Genomic DNA, 17,729 nt, shown 5'->3' with positions numbered 1-17,729 from the left:
GATGTTTTTTTGTTTTTGCTTTATTAAGATAACAGTACATACAAGAAAACTTTAGGAGGATCAAAATGATCGAATTGAAACATATCAATAAATTTTATGGTGAAAATAATCGTAAAATCATTGCATTAAATGATGTGAGCCTCACGATCAATAAGGGTGAATTCACCATCATTTTAGGGCCATCAGGCTCAGGAAAAAGCACTCTTTTAAACCTATTAGGCGGTATGGATCGTCCAAGCCAAGGAGAGTTTCGCATGGGAGAAAAAGAAATCTCTCATCTTTCTGATGAACAGCTTTCAGATTATCGGCGTGACGTCGTCGGTTTTGTCTTCCAGTTCTACAACTTGATTCCTAGCTTAGCCGCTTTAGAAAATGTCGGCATTGCACAACAACTGAGTACAAATAATGAACCAGCCTCTCACTACCTTGAATCTGTAGGGTTATCCCATAGAAAAAATAACTTCCCTAACCAATTATCTGGCGGAGAAATGCAGCGAGTATCGATTGCACGTGCTTTGGCAAAAGCCCCAAAACTCTTACTTTGCGACGAACCAACTGGCGCTTTAGATTCACATACAGGGAAAAAAATATTATTTTTATTAAAAAAAGCTGCGGTGAATGTGGATACTGCTGTGGTGATGGTCACACATAATGCAGAGTTCGCTCAATATGCGGATAAAATTATTCATTTGCATGACGGAAAAATCAAGTCGATTGAACAAAATAAGCCTCTGAAGGTAAAAACAAAGGAGTCTTGATATGAAATTTCTGTCTATAAAACTGGTTAGAGATCTTAAAAGAAATTGGACGCAATTCTTCTCCGTCTTCTTAATGGCGTTTCTAAGTGTCCTTGTATTTGTTGGGTTACAAGGTGTTTGGGGCGGTTTGGAAAAAAGCCTGGACAACTTTATTGATGCAAATGGTCTGGCAGATGCTTGGGTTTATGGTACTGGCTTTACTGAAAACGATATCCAATCAATCCAAGCACTAGATGGGATAGAAAAGACATTCTCTCAGTACGAATTTACAGTTTCTGATTTGATTAATCAAGCGCCTTCCTCATCATCAGAACGCACTTTGACTCTTAGTGCACCACTTGGAAAACCTATCGCAGAGCCTTATTTCGTTCAAGGTACTACATTCCATGAATCCCCTGGCTTTGTTTGGATCAATCACGACTACGCACAGGCGAATGATCTTACCTTAAATCAATCACTGAGGATTATGGTTGACGGTCGCGAAATTGAATTGACCATAGCAGGGATGATTTTAACAACTGATAAGCTTTTCTTCACTGGTACACAAGAGTATATTGCCCCCGACCCGAAACGCTATGGCTACGGGATTTTATCAGAAGCGACTTTAGAAATGATGCTGGAGACATCCGTTTTACCTAACGTCGTCGAAGTCTCTGGGACTAACTCTCGCTTAAGAACCGAAATTGAATCGATTATGGGGGAACGCCATATTGCGTACTATGATCAAGCAACCTTGACGGAAGTTTCTGAAGCCTTGGGCCGCGTCACTCAAATTCGAAATCTATCCTTTATGTTTTCGTTCTTGTTTATCTTACTAGCAATTCTTGCAATGTATACAACGATCAAACGGTTGATTGATACCCAAACAAAAGAAATCGCAGTCCTTCAAGCGTTGGGGTTTTCAAATAGAACAATCGGGTTTCATTTCACTAGCTTCGGCTTGATCATCGGCAGCTTTGGCATCGCCGCTGGCTTGGCAGCAGCGCCCTTGCTTTCGCATTTTGTTTTAGAAACGCAAAAGAATATTCTATCTCTCCCACACTGGACAGTTTCCTACAATTCCCTTTCATTAATCGTTTGTCTGCTCGTGTTAATCATTTGTATGGCTTCTGCTTATTTTGCTTCTGATCAAGCATGTACTAGCCTGCCAGCGGACTTCCTTAGAGGGAATACAAAAGGCAAGAGTGCCCATTTGTTACTAGAAAAGCTTTCGTTCTTCTGGAACCCGTTAAGTTATGAAGCCAAATGGGGGTTTCGCGATGCTGCTTCTAACAAAATGAGAGTTTTAATGGGGATCATCGGAGTTGCTGGTGGTATGATGCTGATCACAGCCGGACTAGGCATGCCCCAATCCATCAACCACTTAGTTAACAAAGCTTATACAGAGGATTTTACTTATCATCAACGAATAAATACTAGTGATTCAGCATTTTTGGAAGAATCCTTTGGACAAGAGGTGCAAATTTTGCCTACCCGTTTTGCACCTGATGACGGCTACAATCGCTTACTGATGATCATTGATCAAGGGGATTTTGTTCATATGAAAACAACTGACAATGAGTTGATCACTCCTGGCGGTATTTATCTAACAGAAGGTTTTGCTAACAGAGCGGGCATTCAAAAAGGCGATCAAATAGAAGTCTTTCCTGCATTTCATGAAAGCTCATTTCGCTTTGAAGTATCTGGGATCATAACTAGTGAAACGAACCAAGGTGCTTATTTGTTAAAAAAAACTTGGCTGGAAGCTGGTGGGACTTTTCTGCCTCAGACGCTTTTAGTAGACGAGGAAACTGCTGAAGCATTGTCCGGCAATCCTGCAATCACATCAACGATTGCGCGACAAGATCAAATGGACAATGCGTATGAATTTGTTGATAGTCTAGGAGGGATCTTTACAATGATCATTGCTTTTGCAGTTTTGTTAGTCATCGTTGTCCTATACAATTTAGGGACGCTAAATTTTGTTGAACGAACTCGTGACTATACGACATTAAGCGTCCTTGGCTTTAGAAAAAAAGAACTTCGCCGAATCACCATGATTGAAAATGCTGCAACAACGATGGTTGGCTGGCTGATTGGAATTCCTGCAGGAAGTTGGTTCCTTTCACAGTATGTAAGCACCTTTTCAACCATTACGATTGAATACACCGCCCACTTCACCTGGATTAATGTCGCAATCGCCTCTATGATTGTTTGGCTTAGTTCGTTAAGTACAACATTTCTTGTCAGCCAACGGCTTAAAAAACTAGACTTGGTTTCTGCATTGAAAAATGTTGATTGATTCTCTGCAAAAGGAGGCACATCTATGATTGGTTTCTACGATTACACCGTCTTTCTAACCTATTTAAAGTTTTTTTGGAGGTATCGGTATTTATAGCACTTCAGTTTTCTGCATCTCTTTTTTCTTCTCTGTTCATTGACCACGATTGCTGCTTTTTTAATCGAAAAAGTGAATTGGGGTCTCTTTGGTACTTTCGGTATGTACTGGCTCGGACTAATTTGTGACTCATCACTAATTTTTTTCGTCATTGACAGTCTCATTCGGATATCTGGGAATATAGGAACGATCAACATTTCTGAAAAAGGAAAGCTGCTGATTGGTATAGGGTCGATCGTTTTAATCATAAGCTACTTGATTTATGGGATTGTGTCAGCAAATCGTATTGTCCATACGACGTATGAAGTAAAGATTGAGCTTGATGCTGCTAACGCAACAATCTCAAATGAGCAGTGTTTTTTAACTAATCAGTTTCAAGCAATTCAGGAATTCACGACGCCGATCCTCGGTGATACAACGTTGTATAATATGGCTGTTCGCTGGTATCGATCGCAATACCGATCCCGAGAAATTGATACTCATCGTTTAGAATCGTTGCCCGATGTCCCTCTGAATTCATTAAACCTTGATGGGCGTAAATACTGCTGGCTTGGCCAAATGCCAAATTCTCCCCTGCAGCAGTGAAGCTGATCCCGTCTTCTTGCATCCGATCAAATGGAGTCGATCCATCTAACCCAATATGGTCAAAATATCGATGTTCTGCCATGTCTTGGCTATGCTTCACGGCAGTCTCACTGGTTGCTTCACTGAATCCAAGGGGCGACAAACCAAATTTCACTCGGGTGGCATTCGTTAATTCAAATAACTGTGTTCGTAAGCCGCTTAAAATGGCGGCTTGATTTTGGCGAAAATCATTCGCATGGCGTGTTTCTAACGAGCGATTGATGATTTGAATCGCAGTCACTGTATCTTCGGCATGAACATCATAGAAAAAAGTAATCAATTGATCGTCTTGTAGGAACAGATCATAGTCGGCATCGGAATCGATGCGATACCGTCTTGATCCTCGTTGTAGACTTTCTTGGCGCGTACCCATCTGATTACGAACGCTGGCTTTTGAAGACCCGATACCTAGCGTGTCATCGATAAGAATCGTGTCTTGATTCGTATAGATCCCTTGCGCAATATCATGTTCATCGTACATCACCATCATGAAGTTACGAAAATCATCGTGATAGGAAGTCCAGTTCAGTCCATATCGATTCGCTGATTCATTGATCGCTTCTCCAAAGGTTTCTTCGATCACTTGTCGTGATTCATTATATAAATATGTCTGGGCAGGTGTTTCTGCCGATGGCCTGGCTGAAGTGTCTTGTGAAGGAGAAAATTGGGACGAGAGAGATTGAGTGATCTCGTTGAGTCGAGCATCCCAAAATGCCAAGCGCCCGTCTTGCCATGTAATCATCTGGCTTACAAAATAAAGAAGCCCGATGAGAAAAATGCTTTTGATTAAGAATTTTATTTTTTTCATATGACACCTCCGTCAATGAATCATTATGTGTTAGCTGTAGCGCGATCGTTTATCCACTCATTCATCCCTAGATTGGATCGCTGATAAACCGTCCTGCCTTTTCTAAAGACTATCATTCCTGTGGAAAATTGACCAGCTGCAGCATGAAACTTCTTAGATGGTCTATGTCTTTTTAAGCTCCTGTTAAGAAACTTTTTTACTCACGAAAACTTTGCAGCGCCATCGAACGCTCCATCAAAGGATTGGCAATTTTAGCTAAGGTATGACGATCGTATTCTTCTGGTCGCTTGATAGTGAGGTAAAGAATAAACTGTGGATCATCCGTTGGATAGATCGAGACCGCCGAATAAATATAATCAAACTCTCCTGTCATGTAACCTTGACCATTCTCATTGGCGATCTGAGCAGTCCCAGTTTTGACAGAAATCTCATGGTTCGTCAGTTGGTATACATCATAAGCGGTTCCATAGCGTTCATCCGTCACTACATCGGTCATGTATTCCAATACAGCATCAGCCGCTGTTTGTGAAATAGGCTGAGAAACGACTTCTGGAAAAACTTGGGTCTCTTCTCCCACTTGCCGAATCAATTGCGGACGAATCATCTCGCCACCATTGGCAAATGCGCTAAATAACTGCATCATCTGCATCTGATTGACCCCAATCGCATGGCCATAAGAACTCATGGCATAATCCACCCGATTTCTTGAAGGTAAGATACCAGGCACCTCACCGGGAAGCTCACTTCCTGTAACTTTCCCTAGTCCAAAATCAGTTAAATACTGCGCCCATGCATCAAAACCGATCCGTTGCTGAAGTCGAACCATCCCAGTGTTGCTTGACCAAGCTAACGCTTGTCGCATCGTCAACTCACCATTTGCTCCTGAGTCGTGGTCGTTGATGATTCGATCTTCAATCTGCATACTCACAGGATTGTAGCGTTCCGTCGGATCAAAAACACCTTCATCAATCGCTGCCGCAACGGTTGCCAGCTTCAAGGTCGAACCTGGTTCATACATCTCTTCCGTAAAAAGATTACGCCAAATAAAGTGCTCATCCGCAATTCCTTCTTGGGTCTCTGGATGAAAACTAGGTCTTTGAGCCATCGTTAAAATCTCTCCAGTTTTCGCATCCATTAATAAAGCCGTCAGATTCTCTGGTCGTGTTTGTTCCATAACTTCATCCATCACTGATTCAGTGAATAACTGCAGATGAGCATCTAATGTCGTCCAAACATCGTTCCCATCTACGCCTTCTTCTACCATTTGATTGGTTGCAGGAACAGGATTCCCTGAAGCATTGACTTGAAAAGACTCTCGCCCATTTTGATTCTTCAAAAAGTCGTTCAGTACATATTCTAATCCAGAAACTCCGACTCGAATTTCATCATCATCTGACGTTGTCCCTATCAAATGTGAAGAAAAGATGCCATTCGGATAGCTGCGACTTGAACGAGCATCGAAATAGATACCATTGATTCCAGCTGCATCAAACGCCGCTTCGATTTGATTTCGAGTGGTCACACTTAGACCACTGCCAACATTGCCAAATTCCACTTGAAAGACAGGCGGGTCTATTTGATTCGCACCGTCTGTCAAGATAGACAAAACTTGCTCGTTAGAAATAGGTAAATACTCCGAAAGAATCGTTGCGGTCTCCTCAAAGCGCGCTCTGTCTAAATACATGGGTCGTCCATTATCAATGTAATCTTCAGAAAGAACCGCTCGAACAGTATAGGAAAGAATATCCTGTGCGATCACTGTCCCCTGCCGATCAAAAATTGCCCCTCGACTTGTTTCGATGGATCGTGAACTATAATACAAATTTTCTATTCTTTCAGACAAAGAGACGCCAGCAATCACGCCGACTTGAACAATGTAAATCAAACGTGCAGAAAACCCCATAAAAAGCGCAAGACTGATTATGTATAACCAATGACCGACTAGCTTACGATTTTTCTTCGCTTTTTTCTTTTTGACTATATGATAGTCATACATCGCCAAAGCGCCCCTTTCGATCGAATATACCTCTATAGTATTGGGTATTTGTGATGATCTTGTGAGGGAAAGAACAATTATTTTTCAAAGAGTCATTTTCTTATTAATTCAGCGATTATGCTGTGATATACTTTAAAAAATATAAATTATTTTTAAGGATGTGAATAAAATTGCAAAAAATATTGATTGTCGATGATGACACTCATATGCGTGCCCTAGTGAAAACTTATGCGGAGATCGAAGGGTATCTATGTTTTGAAGCATCAGATGGAAAAGAAACTTTGGAAAAATTAACCAATCATTCATTCGATTTGATTCTCCTAGATGTCATGATGCCGGGAAAAGATGGCTTTCAGACGCTTTCGGAAATCAGAGGTAGCTGTAACACGCCAGTCATCATGATTACCGCTCGAAAGGAAGAGTATGACAAACTCTTTGGCTTCAATCTTGGTGCCGATGATTACATCGCCAAGCCATTTAGCCCTAAAGAGCTGATGGCTCGCATCAAAGCTGTGCTGAAACGAAGTAGTCAATTTCAGTTCGAAAAGATCGTTTATGGCGATCTCGAAGTCAATGTTTTTTCTCATACTGTAACGATCAAAGGGAATCCTCTGCCGCTTACGCCAAAAGAATTCGATCTGCTGGTCTATTTGACAAAAAATAATCATATTGCTTTGAGCCGAGAATCAATTTTAGAAGGTGTCTGGGGCTTCGATTATTTCGGTGATACCAGAACAGTGGATACACACATCAAGTCCTTGCGAGAGCGTCTAGGGGATTACCGAGAGTTGATCCAAACGGTTTGGGGCGTTGGGTATAAATTTGATTATGAAGACTAGTCGGTTAGGTTTTACTTACATCAAAAGTAAATTACTCGTGCGGCTTTGGTCCGCCAATATGCTGCTGGTCGTCATTGGCATTGCTTTTTTATGGACTGTTCAAATTTTGCTCTTTGAACCAAATTATATCAATGTAACAAAAGAATCACTTTTAGAAATAGTTCAAGAAACAGCTGCCGCTGTTGAAGAAATGGCAGTAGATCCAGATGATTTACCAGAAGATCCATTGCTTTTCCTCAGTAAAACGATCGTTGGGACTCTTTTTTTAGTCGACGAGTATGGCGAAATTCTGGCGGCATTTAACAATGGACAACAATTAAACATAGATGGGTTGAGCAACGAATACAGCTGGTTGTTATCTCATGCACCCACTGTCCTTAACGGTGAGAGCCTTAGTGCTGTAGAAGACTTTGAAAAGTCTTCTGCCATTCTTATTGGCGTTCCTACGACTCTTTTCCAACGCCCAGCTGCCCTTTTGCTCTCCAATACGATCACTCAAATCGAAGCGCTTCAAAGCATGAATCGACAGCAACTCTTTCTATTCACCATCATATTAACAATTTTTGCATCAACGATCTCCTTTTTTTTAGCACAGCATTTTATTCGCCCGATCAAAACCATCAAAGAAGCCATCATCCGCTTAACCAACGGAGAGCTTTATTCCGTACCCAAACTAAACCGTGGCGATGAATTAGGTACACTTTCTGAATCTGTTGCGGACTTAAGCACAGAACTTCAGCGAGTAGACGTGTTGCGAAAAGAAGTGATTGCCAATGTTTCTCATGAACTACGATCCCCCCTCGCGTTGATCACGGGTTATGGGGAGATGGTACGTGATGTTTCTGGAAGTGACGAACGCCTTCGAAAAGAACATATGGAACTAATTATCAGCGAAGCCCACCGTATGAGTGCCATGGTTGATGACATCATGGATTTCTCTATCATGCAAGCAGGCTACACACAACTTAAAAATGAAATCTGGAATACATACGAGGTGGTTTCCTCCGTCGTTGCCTACGCAAGAGGGATCGCCAATCAATATGACATCACTGTCGATTTTGAAGCAGATAGTAAGAATGGAATTGCTCTTTTTGATCGCATCAAAATGGAACAGGTTTTGCGTAATTTAATAAACAATGGCATCAACCATACACCTAAAAACGAGCGTCTTTTGATCAAATTAACGAATACATCTACAAGAACAAAAGTTGCTGTCATCAATCCCGGAAAAGATATCCCTCCAGAACAACTCGAACTCATTTGGGAAAGATACCAACGCGTCCAACATCAAGCAGGACATAAAGAAGGAACCGGCATCGGCTTAGCGATCGTGAAAACCATTTTGACTTCTCACGCCTTCGATTATGGCGCTGAGTCGAAAAATGGCGTGACTTCTTTTTGGTTTGTTGTGCCGAGACTAGAAGACCAATGAGAACCACGTTTATACCGTTCATCATAAGTAATGAATGTCTTACTTTCTTTGCACAAAAAAAGCCTTGATTTCTCAAGACTTAATGATTTCTTGTATTTCAGCCATGGATTGGACGGTATGGTCGGCGGATACATCTTTTAAGAGACCTTCTATATCATAAAATATCGTCTTGACACCTGCTCCTTGTCCTGCAAAAACATCCATCGTACGATCGCCGATCATGACGGTCTGATCTTTGTCTAAATGATATTTTTCGACAAGATAAATCAATGAAGTTGGATCAGGTTTACGGGGAAAGTTGTTTTCCGGTCCTACGATCTCAACGATCAGGTCTGCCATCTGTTCTTTTTCTAACAGCTCTTTTGTTGAAACGACATCGCGGTGGGTCAAAATGTAGTTCTTGCCACCAGCAGCAACCACGGCTTCTAATGTTTCTTTGGTTCCTACAAAGGAAAGCGGCAAACGATCATCCAGCGCTTCATTTGCTTTGAATGCTTTAGTGAACTCTTGAAAATCTAAGTTGTATTTTTCAGCAACTTTTTTGGAAGATGAATCTTTCAATATATAATAAATCTCTGCTGGATCTGGATCGAAGCCATACTCCTTCAATGTCTTAATAAAAGCTTTTAACATGATTGGGTAGCTGTCGTAAAGTGTTCCGTCAAAATCCCATATGTAAGATTGGTACATGATATCCCTCGTTTTCTCCCTTTTTCAAATGAATGAAAGTTCCATTCATTTTCTGTAACTCTAAAAAGTTTACCACACTTTGTTTGGTTTGTCTTATTTATCAAGGGATTTCCTCCACAAGAAAAAAGCCATTAACCTTGTAACAATTCCATTTGCACAAACCAAAATACAAAGGAATATGTTACAGGTTAATGAACGTTCATCTTTACTAAAAAAGCATTTGAAATAATTACCAGCTACCAGAAACACCGCCACCGCTGCTACTTCCTCCGCTAAAACCGCCAAAATCATTCGAAGAACTTTGTGTATCGGCAATGACTTGTTCTTGATGGGACACGTGATTATTCATCATCACAAAGAACAACGCCATATTCATCCCATGCGGGTCATACTCTTGGCGAGCATTATTTAAAACTGCTGCTCGATCAGAAGCATCAAATGAGGATAATTTGTTTGCTAAATCTGGGTGATTTTGATAAACCTGTTTCAAGTCAACTTGGAACAAGGCATCTGTTTTCACTTCCGCTAGAACATTAGAAACTTCTTTCGGAATGGCTTGTACCATCTCAGGATAGGTCGCTTTTTCCGTCACAAGTTGAGCTAAGTATCGCCCTTGCTCATTGCGTCTTCTGATCTCTTCTTTAGCTTGCTTGGCTATTTCTGCTCGATAAGCATCTGCTAAAGGCAGATTTTCGGGTAACACCGCATCAGTCAAATCGTAGTCTGCCATCCGTTCAGTCACTTCCCTGCCTAATTGGGCTTCATAGGTTTTTAAGGTGTCATGTTGTGTAAGGATCACCTGACCGAAATGTTTGACCGTGGTTTTTTTCTTCATCAGCAAGTTTGAAAAATAAGATCCAATTGCTGGATTCGTCAAGGCATGTTGGATAACTCGTTTATCCGCAGTCGACAATCCGGTGATCGAGCTCAATTTCGCTGGCACGTAAGTACTCGTCACATACTGCGTAAATGCTTGTTGACAATCTTTTGCTGTCTGATACTGATGGTAACGCTGATAGTTCTTTCTATTGCTAGCCCATTTCAAGAAATCTTTCTGTTGGAAGTGACTATCTTCTAACAGATGTTTCGGCAACGGCAGGTGCTCTTCAAATCGCCGTTTGGTTTTAAGATGGCGAAAACTGATGAACCCGACAAGGCTTGCAGCTGCTGCCGCTACGACACCACTGACGATTTTTCCAATAGTGAACCACATTTGCTTAGTGGCTTCTGCTTCTTGTGCCTGTTTTTCTGCTAACATTTGATTGCCATCTTGATAAATCGTCCCTAATCCAATCGTTTCATCCGCTTCTTTCATTCGCTGATAGACTTCATTAGAAGCTGCCAATATCGCTGTATCATAATCTTCATCTCGTAATGCGTCTTTGGCATCTTCATCCACTAAATCATCTTCCGATAGCTCACTGAAGACATAGGATAGTCCATCGCCATAACCCAGACGAAACTCACGATCATCAATGGCAAAGAGAAACAATAGTCCATTATTGTCCTCTGGATTCCCTAAACCATATTCATTGAACAGTTCCAAATTACGCTCTTCAATCGATTGCCCATCTAAGGAAGGGATCGTGATCACAGCATATTCTGGCGCGCCAGTCAATGATTGGAACCCCTCTTTATTCAAGGCATCGATCTGTTCGATCGTCTCTTGTGAAAGGACCCCGGCATCATCGCGAACAAATGTCTGTCCAAAGGCAATTGATGGTTGAAGGACAAAAAATCCCATCAAACCAACAAAAACCAACATCCCAAGTTGGAAGATTTTCTTCATTTTACCACCCCTTTTTATCGTGTTATCTTTCATTGTATTCGATTCCAAACAAAAAAACATCCGCCTTAGGAATGAAAAAAATAGTAACAGGACCAAAAAACCTTTAAAAGACAGCATTCTGATTAGTCTTTTAAAGGTCACTTTATCATATTTTCTTACAAAATGAACACGAGCTAGTTTTTAAATGAATGGATCGGTGCGGGAATACGGCCGCCACGCAAAATGAAATCAGTAGACTTCGCAGGATTGGTTTTCATCACTGGCGCTGTCCCTAATAAACCACCAAACTCGATGCGATCGCCGATTTCTTTGCCTTTCGCTGGAATGATTCGGACAGCTGTCGTCTTGTGGTTGATGACACCGATCGCTGCTTCATCCGCGATCATTGCGGCGATCGTCTCAGCCGAAGTATCTCCCGGAATCGCAATCATATCTAAACCGACAGAGCAGATCGCCGTCATGGCTTCAAGTTTTTCTAAATTCAATAAACCAGCTTCTACTGCTTTGATCATTCCTGCATCTTCAGAAACGGGGATAAAAGCACCCGACAGACCACCAACATGGTTGCAGGCCATTACGCCGCCTTTTTTGACTGCATCATTTAACAAGGCCAAAGCAGCTGTCGTTCCGTGGGTACCGACAGATTCTAAGCCCATTTCTTCTAAAATCAATGCCACACTATCGCCGACTGCAGGAGTTGGTGCCAGCGAAAGATCGACGATCCCAAATGGAACGCCCAAGCGCTCTGAAGCCACGCGCCCGACTAATTGCCCCATCCGCGTGATCTTGAAAGCTGTTTTTTTGACTGTTTCCGCCACGACATCAAAGGACTCGCCTTTGACTTTTTCCAAGGCACGTTTGACGACACCAGGTCCGCTGACACCGACGTTAATTTCCACATCAGCTTCACCGACCCCATGAAAAGCCCCCGCCATAAAGGGATTGTCTTCCACAGCATTGGCAAAAACGACCAGCTTCGCACAGCCCATATCTGATGCTTCGGCAGTCTTCTTGACTGTTTCTCCCATCAGACGCACTGCATCCATGTTGATCCCAGCTTTCGTTGATCCAATATTGACCGACGAACAGACAAAATTGGTTTGTGCCAAGGCTTCTGGAATCGATTCGATCAATGCAAGGTCACCGCCTTGATAGCCTTTTTCTACTAGCGCACTATAGCCGCCGATGAAATTGACCCCGACTTCTTGCGCCGCTCGATCCAATGTCTTCGCAACTTTGATACAGTCTCGAGGTGTCGGCTGGCAAGCTGCTACTACGATCGCTACAGGCGTAACCGAAATCCGCTTGTTTATGATCGGAATACCATACTCACTTTCGATTTCTTCACCAACTTTGACGAGGTCTTTGGCTTTTGTCGTGATTTTTTGAAAAATTTTCTCACAGGTACGATCAATATCGGCGTCGATACAATCCAATAATGAAATCCCCATCGTGATCGTACGAATATCTAAGTTTTCTTCTTCCACCATACGAATGGTTTCAAGTATTTGATTCGTCTCCATAGTGCCTCCTATAATTTATGCATGGTATCAAAAATCTCTTGATTTTGAATGCTGATTTTCACACCTAATGCCTGACCTATTTGGTGAAGCTCCTCACGAACACCGTCAAAATCCTGATTGGCATCCATGTTTAAAAGCATCATCATCGTGAAGTAATCTTCCATGATCGTTTGGGACACATCTAAAATATTGATTTCTAATTCTGCTAATTTCTGGCTGACACCAGCGATGATCCCAACCTTGTCTTTTCCAATAACGGTTAATACGGCTTTCATATTCTCCCGCCTTTCATTAAATTTTTCTTATTATAGCACAACAAAACCACATTTTCGATGTAACATCAAACGAAAATGTGGTTTATTCTTTAAATGTTCGTTATTACGCCCGTTCAATCAAGTTTGCTTGGCTATCAAACTCATAAATGATCGGCTGTGCGTTAGGAATATCGATCGTATCCATGTCATCTTTGGGCACGTCCTCCAAGTATTTGACTAACGCCCGCAAACTGTTCCCATGACCAGTAATGAGAATATTCTTATGATCTTTAAGTAACGGAACCACCTGATCTTGCCAAAATGGAACCACTCGGGCCACGACCATTCCCAGATTTTCTCCCTTAGGAATCAAGCGAGGATCCAAAGAATCGTAGCGTCGATCGAAATCATTTTCCTCCACATATAAAGGCGGTTCATCATATCCTCGACGCCATTTTTGCACCTGTTCTTTTCCATATTGTGCCACCATCACATCTTTATTGACCCCAACCAGTTGCCCATAATGACGCTCGTTTAAGCGCCATGTTTTGTGTACAGGGACCCAAAGCTGATTGCTAGCTTCCAAAACGGCATCACACGTGATGATCGTTCGTTGAAGCACAGATGCAAAGGCAAAATCAAAAGTAATCCCCATTGCTTTGATCTGTTCCCCTGCTACCCATGCTTGTTGCCGGCCTTTCTCGGTCAGCGAAACATCCAGCCATCCTGTCCAATAATTTTCGAAATTTGCTTCACTTTCTCCGTGTCGAATCAATACGACCTTCATCCTACCGCCTCCTCTTCACTTTTATTATCGCAAGAAATCAAAAAAATGTCTTATGTTTCGTTTTTTTTGGCTTCTTCTGAGACCATTTTCCATTTGTTCATTCAGTGTGGTCACATTTCTTTATTATCGGTTATTTTCAAAGTGAAAGATCGAATATATATGTTTAGAAAAAAGACGCTGTGCCTTCTTCACATTGCTCTTGGTTGGATTGCAAAAAAATTGAATAAATGGTTTTACGCTCTACAACATTTTTTGACTTTTTTTCTCTGACTTATTGACTTCAACTGATGTTATGCTATGATAGTTTCTATCACTTATATGTATTTTTATACATTTATTAGTTATTATTTGCATTTTTAATAGATGCGCAGAAAAAGTTAAAGGGGCGTTTACATGAAAAGGTTTAGTAAGGGTACTGTTTTATTAGGGATCATCACAGCATTGCTGCCGTTTTTCTTTGTCGGACAAGCACATGCAGAAGAAACTGATCCAATCTATGAAAAAGTCAAAGAAAATGGTGTATTAGTCGTGGGTTTATCTGCCGATTATGCACCTTATGAATTCCGTGCCAATGTTGACGGAAAAAATGAAATCGTGGGAATCGATATTTCCATTGCCCAAAAGATTGCAGATGACTTAGGGGTCGATCTGAAAATCGAGGAACTTGGGTTTGATGCGTTGTTAGGGGCGTTAAAAACAGGCAAAATTGATGTCGTCATCTCTGGGATGGCTGCTACGGATGAGCGCCGCAAAGAAGTCAATTTCACTGACACCTATATGGAAGTCCAACAGACCGTCCTGGTTCGAGCAGAAGATGCGGATCGTTTCCAATCGACGGCTGATTTTGATGGTGTAGCTGTCGGTGCACAACGACAAACCACCCAAGAAGAGCTGGCAAATACAGAATTGACTGGCTCGACCGTCACCTCTTTGCAAAGGGTGCCTGATTTGATCACCAATCTAAAATCACGCAAGATCGATGCGATCGTGATGGAAGGTCCCGTCGCCGAAGCTTATGTGATGGCGAATGATACCTTGGCATTAGCCGAAAATGTCACGTTTGAAAACGGCGTGAAGGAGACCGCGATCGCCATCTCGAAAGAAGCGCCAGTTTTACTGGAAAAACTCAATTCCTCCATTGAAACCATTATTAGTAATGATCTTTTAAGCCAATACAAAGAAGATGCCTATCGATTGATGTTTACCGAAGATGGCACGATCGATGAAGAGCAAAGCTTTTGGGAAAAATATCTGCCTTTTTACATCACCGGAACTGGCTATACCATCTTCCTAGCCTTGGTTGGGGTATTATTCGGCTCTATCGGTGGCAGTTTGTTAGCCTTTATGAAGCTTTCTAAATCAAAAGCACTGAAAGTCATTGCCGCTGTCTATATTGAATATGTTCGAGGAACACCTTTGTTAGTACAAATATTTATTGTATACTTTGGAACAGGCGTGTTAGGCTTAGAGCTTTCGAAATTAGCTGCCGGCTGTATTGCCTTAGCACTAAACAGTGCCGCCTATGTGGCAGAAATCATTCGTGCCGGGATCAATGCCGTCAACAAAGGACAGCTGGAAGCCGCTCGTTCATTAGGAATGAATCAGATCCAAGCGATGCGCTTCATCATTTTCCCGCAAGCCATCAAAAACATCTTGCCTGCTCTAGGAAATGAATTTGTCACGGTCATTAAAGAGTCTTCGGTCGTATCGGTGATCGGTGTGTCTGAACTGATTTTCCAAACAGGCGTCGTTCAAGGGGCCAGCTTCAAACCGTTTTTACCATACGTTATCGTATCATTGATCTACTTTGTATTGACCTTCGCCCTCTCACGTCTCTTGGGTGTTGCTGAAAGGAGAATGAAAACTAGTGATTAAAGTTGAAAAATTAGTGAAAACATTTGGCGAGAATACCGTCTTAAAAGAAATCGATCTTGAAGTGACACCTGGTGAAGTCGTTGTGATCATCGGACCATCAGGAAGTGGAAAAAGTACTTTCTTACGCTGCTTGAACCTTCTTGAACAGCCGACCGGCGGGAAAATCACCTTCGAAGGCAATGATTTATTGGCAAAAGGTGTGAAAATCGATCAGATTCGTCAAAAAATGGGAATGGTTTTTCAAAGCTTCAATCTATTCCCTCATAAAACGGTGTTAGAAAATCTGACTATCAGCCCGATCAAAGTCAAACAGCAAGAGCAAGCCGCTGCCGAAGAGACAGCGAAAGGATTGCTGGAGCAAGTTGGCTTAGCTGAAAAAGCGGATAGTTACCCCTCTAGCCTTTCTGGCGGGCAGCAGCAACGGGTCGCTATTGCTAGAGCGTTGGCAATGGATCCTGATGTAATGCTCTTTGACGAACCAACATCGGCTTTGGACCCAGAAATGGTCGGAGAAGTGTTGACGGTCATGCAAGCTTTAGCAGAAAAAGGCATGACGATGGTGGTCGTTACCCACGAAATGGGCTTCGCTAAAGAAGTTGCCGATCGTGTCATCTTTATGGCTGACGGTATCATTCAAGAACAAGGAACACCCGAACAAATCTTTGAGCATCCGCAAAATGCGCGGACACAGGATTTTTTAAGCAAAGTTTTATAGAAATTGGAGATGACAAAATGAACCGTCCGTTGATTGCAGAACGTTTTTTACAACCAGAAGAAAATCTTTTAATGGAGATCGCCACTCTTGCGAAGAAAACCCCAAATTTGATTGATTTGTCGATTGGTGATCCTGATTTGATTACAGATGCGACGATCATTGAAGCAGCTTTTGCTGACGTCAAAGCGGGTCATACAAAATACACCGCTTCAGACGGTAGTGCTGATTTTATCCAAACTGTCGTTGATTTTTATCAAAAGCAATACCAGCTTACTTTTTCTCCTAGCCAAGTACGAGGAACTGTCGGTGCATTGCATGGCATGTACTTAGCTTTGGCTGCCATCATTGATCCTGGTGATGAAGTGATTATTCATGAACCATACTTTTCACCTTATAAACAACAAGTCGAACTAGTCGGTGGTGTGCCGGTCTTTATCCCGACCTTTGAAAAAGATGGCTTTCAAATCGATGTCGAGGTCTTAAAATCCGCCATCACTGAGAAAACTCGGGCGATCATCATCAATTCACCAAACAATCCTACTGGTGCTGTTTTTTCTCCAGAAACTTTTGAAAAAATCGCAGCAGTTGCCATTGACCATGACTTGCTGGTCCTCTCGGATGAAGTCTATGAAGCCTTTTGCTTTGATGATACCTTTGTACCGATGGCAGCCTTCGCACCTGAGAACACCATCACATTCAGCAGTTTCTCAAAAGCCTTTGCCATGACTGGCTGGCGGATCGGCTACATGATCGCACTTGAATCGATCAATCTTACGGCAAAACTGATCAATGAGGCGATCGCCTATTCGGCACCAACCCCTTCACAACGGGCAGGTATTTACGCATTGAATCACTATGATACCCTCGTGCCGCAAGTGGTTGCTGTCTTTAAGGAACGACTGACTTACATTGAACAACGGGTTGCTGAGATCCCATTCCTTTCCTTATCCCCTGTCAAAGGAAGCATGTATGCCTTCATCAACATTGAACAAACAGGGTTGGACTCTGTCAGCTTTGTAGAGAAATTATTAAAGGAAACCAGTGTGCTGATGATCCCTGGGAAAGCCTTTGGAGAAACGACCGGTGATGGCTATGTTCGCTTAGCTGCCACCCAATCGTTGAACTTGTTAAAAGAAGCTTTCGACCGAATTGCCGCGTGCTCATTTGAATAAAGAAAATCCCACTCACTACTAGTGTGTGGGATTTTTATTGTTGATGGACACGACCAACATTTAGCAGCTGTTTCGCTAAATCACAAGTTT

Annotated in this window: 14 protein-coding genes; 7 read left to right on the top strand and 7 right to left on the bottom strand. The window is 42.1% G+C overall.

The window, feature by feature from the left end:
- Positions 1-65: 65 nt before the first annotated feature.
- Together CXM95_RS07795 and CXM95_RS07790 are read left to right on the top strand one after the other, a co-directional pair.
- Complete coding sequence (locus tag CXM95_RS07795; protein ID WP_086317349.1) at positions 66-758, top strand: ABC transporter ATP-binding protein; 693 nt, start codon at positions 66-68, stop codon at positions 756-758.
- Position 759: 1 nt separating this feature from the next.
- Complete coding sequence (locus CXM95_RS07790; RefSeq protein WP_101698969.1) at positions 760-3,039, top strand: ABC transporter permease; 2,280 nt, start codon at positions 760-762, stop codon at positions 3,037-3,039.
- Positions 3,040-3,526: 487 nt separating this feature from the next.
- On the opposite strand, the gene CXM95_RS07785 is transcribed toward CXM95_RS07790, so the two are convergent.
- Together CXM95_RS07785 and CXM95_RS07780 are read right to left on the bottom strand one after the other, a co-directional pair.
- Entirely contained in the window at positions 3,527-4,567 is a 1,041-nt protein-coding gene (locus tag CXM95_RS07785; RefSeq protein WP_087664190.1) for a CAP domain-containing protein, read from the bottom strand.
- A 196-nt stretch (positions 4,568-4,763) separates the two neighbouring features.
- Positions 4,764-6,563 carry a penicillin-binding transpeptidase domain-containing protein gene (locus tag CXM95_RS07780; protein WP_086299495.1) on the bottom strand — a complete coding sequence of 600 codons (1,800 nt, stop codon included), beginning with the start codon at positions 6,561-6,563 and terminating at the stop codon, positions 4,764-4,766.
- Positions 6,564-6,733: 170 nt separating this feature from the next.
- Between CXM95_RS07780 and CXM95_RS07775 the strand changes: the two genes are divergently transcribed.
- On the top strand, positions 6,734-7,402 hold the full coding sequence (locus CXM95_RS07775; protein ID WP_005236299.1) for a response regulator transcription factor: 669 nt from the start codon (positions 6,734-6,736) through the stop codon (positions 7,400-7,402).
- On the top strand, positions 7,392-8,834 hold the full coding sequence (locus CXM95_RS07770) for a HAMP domain-containing sensor histidine kinase (RefSeq protein WP_101698968.1): 1,443 nt from the start codon (positions 7,392-7,394) through the stop codon (positions 8,832-8,834). Before CXM95_RS07775 ends, CXM95_RS07770 begins: the two co-directional genes overlap by 11 nt.
- 72 nt (positions 8,835-8,906) lie before the next feature.
- Here CXM95_RS07770 and CXM95_RS07760 read toward each other — a convergent pair whose 3' ends face one another.
- From CXM95_RS07760 to CXM95_RS07740, 5 genes are all read right to left on the bottom strand, one after another.
- Positions 8,907-9,524 carry an HAD-IA family hydrolase gene (locus CXM95_RS07760; RefSeq protein WP_016613374.1) on the bottom strand — a complete coding sequence of 206 codons (618 nt, stop codon included), beginning with the start codon at positions 9,522-9,524 and terminating at the stop codon, positions 8,907-8,909.
- A 229-nt stretch (positions 9,525-9,753) separates the two neighbouring features.
- Positions 9,754-11,346 (bottom strand): TPM domain-containing protein, encoded by a 1,593-nt coding sequence (locus tag CXM95_RS07755; protein WP_101698967.1) that lies wholly within the window; start codon positions 11,344-11,346, stop codon positions 9,754-9,756.
- 140 nt (positions 11,347-11,486) lie between these two features.
- On the bottom strand, positions 11,487-12,836 hold the full coding sequence (locus CXM95_RS07750; protein WP_086299497.1) for a PFL family protein: 1,350 nt from the start codon (positions 12,834-12,836) through the stop codon (positions 11,487-11,489).
- 8 nt (positions 12,837-12,844) lie between these two features.
- Entirely contained in the window at positions 12,845-13,111 is a 267-nt protein-coding gene (locus tag CXM95_RS07745; RefSeq protein ID WP_005236306.1) for an ACT domain-containing protein, read from the bottom strand.
- Between the two features lie 103 nt (positions 13,112-13,214).
- Complete coding sequence (locus tag CXM95_RS07740) at positions 13,215-13,877, bottom strand: 2,3-bisphosphoglycerate-dependent phosphoglycerate mutase (RefSeq protein ID WP_008381373.1); 663 nt, start codon at positions 13,875-13,877, stop codon at positions 13,215-13,217.
- A 393-nt stretch (positions 13,878-14,270) separates the two neighbouring features.
- Between CXM95_RS07740 and CXM95_RS07735 the strand changes: the two genes are divergently transcribed.
- The 3 genes from CXM95_RS07735 to CXM95_RS07725 are packed head-to-tail and all read left to right on the top strand — an operon-like array spanning position 14,271 to position 17,639.
- A complete protein-coding gene (locus CXM95_RS07735; protein WP_101698966.1) occupies positions 14,271-15,752 on the top strand; it encodes an ABC transporter substrate-binding protein/permease in 1,482 nt (493 codons plus the stop codon).
- Positions 15,745-16,467 (top strand): amino acid ABC transporter ATP-binding protein, encoded by a 723-nt coding sequence (locus CXM95_RS07730; RefSeq protein WP_005230134.1) that lies wholly within the window; start codon positions 15,745-15,747, stop codon positions 16,465-16,467. Before CXM95_RS07735 ends, CXM95_RS07730 begins: the two co-directional genes overlap by 8 nt.
- Before the next feature lie 17 nt (positions 16,468-16,484).
- Positions 16,485-17,639, top strand: coding sequence for a pyridoxal phosphate-dependent aminotransferase (locus CXM95_RS07725; RefSeq protein ID WP_101698965.1), 1,155 nt, complete (start codon positions 16,485-16,487; stop codon positions 17,637-17,639).
- Positions 17,640-17,729: the final 90 nt, after the last annotated feature.

It is taken from the genome of Enterococcus sp. CR-Ec1 (assembly GCF_002850555.1).
GTDB lineage: Bacteria > Bacillota > Bacilli > Lactobacillales > Enterococcaceae > Enterococcus_D > Enterococcus_D entomosocium.
The sequence above is the reverse complement of the archived record's forward strand: the minus strand, read 5'-3'. Positions and strand labels throughout refer to the sequence as shown.

Bases quoted from the DNA above. Each gene is read 5' to 3' on its own strand.
- CXM95_RS07790 (WP_101698969.1), top strand. From the start codon at position 760: ATGAAATTTCTGTCTATAAAACTGGTTAGAGATCTTAAAAGAAATTGG.
- CXM95_RS07740 (WP_008381373.1), bottom strand. From the start codon at position 13,877: ATGAAGGTCGTATTGATTCGACACGGAGAAAGTGAAGCAAATTTCGAA.
- CXM95_RS07780 (WP_086299495.1), bottom strand. From the start codon at position 6,563: ATGTATGACTATCATATAGTCAAAAAGAAAAAAGCGAAGAAAAATCGT.
- CXM95_RS07785 (WP_087664190.1), bottom strand. From the start codon at position 4,567: ATGAAAAAAATAAAATTCTTAATCAAAAGCATTTTTCTCATCGGGCTT.
- CXM95_RS07735 (WP_101698966.1), top strand. From the start codon at position 14,271: ATGAAAAGGTTTAGTAAGGGTACTGTTTTATTAGGGATCATCACAGCA.
- CXM95_RS07770 (WP_101698968.1), top strand. From the start codon at position 7,392: ATGAAGACTAGTCGGTTAGGTTTTACTTACATCAAAAGTAAATTACTC.
- CXM95_RS07755 (WP_101698967.1), bottom strand. From the start codon at position 11,346: ATGAAAGATAACACGATAAAAAGGGGTGGTAAAATGAAGAAAATCTTC.
- CXM95_RS07725 (WP_101698965.1), top strand. From the start codon at position 16,485: ATGAACCGTCCGTTGATTGCAGAACGTTTTTTACAACCAGAAGAAAAT.
- CXM95_RS07745 (WP_005236306.1), bottom strand. From the start codon at position 13,111: ATGAAAGCCGTATTAACCGTTATTGGAAAAGACAAGGTTGGGATCATC.
- CXM95_RS07750 (WP_086299497.1), bottom strand. From the start codon at position 12,836: ATGGAGACGAATCAAATACTTGAAACCATTCGTATGGTGGAAGAAGAA.
- CXM95_RS07795 (WP_086317349.1), top strand. From the start codon at position 66: ATGATCGAATTGAAACATATCAATAAATTTTATGGTGAAAATAATCGT.
- CXM95_RS07760 (WP_016613374.1), bottom strand. From the start codon at position 9,524: ATGTACCAATCTTACATATGGGATTTTGACGGAACACTTTACGACAGC.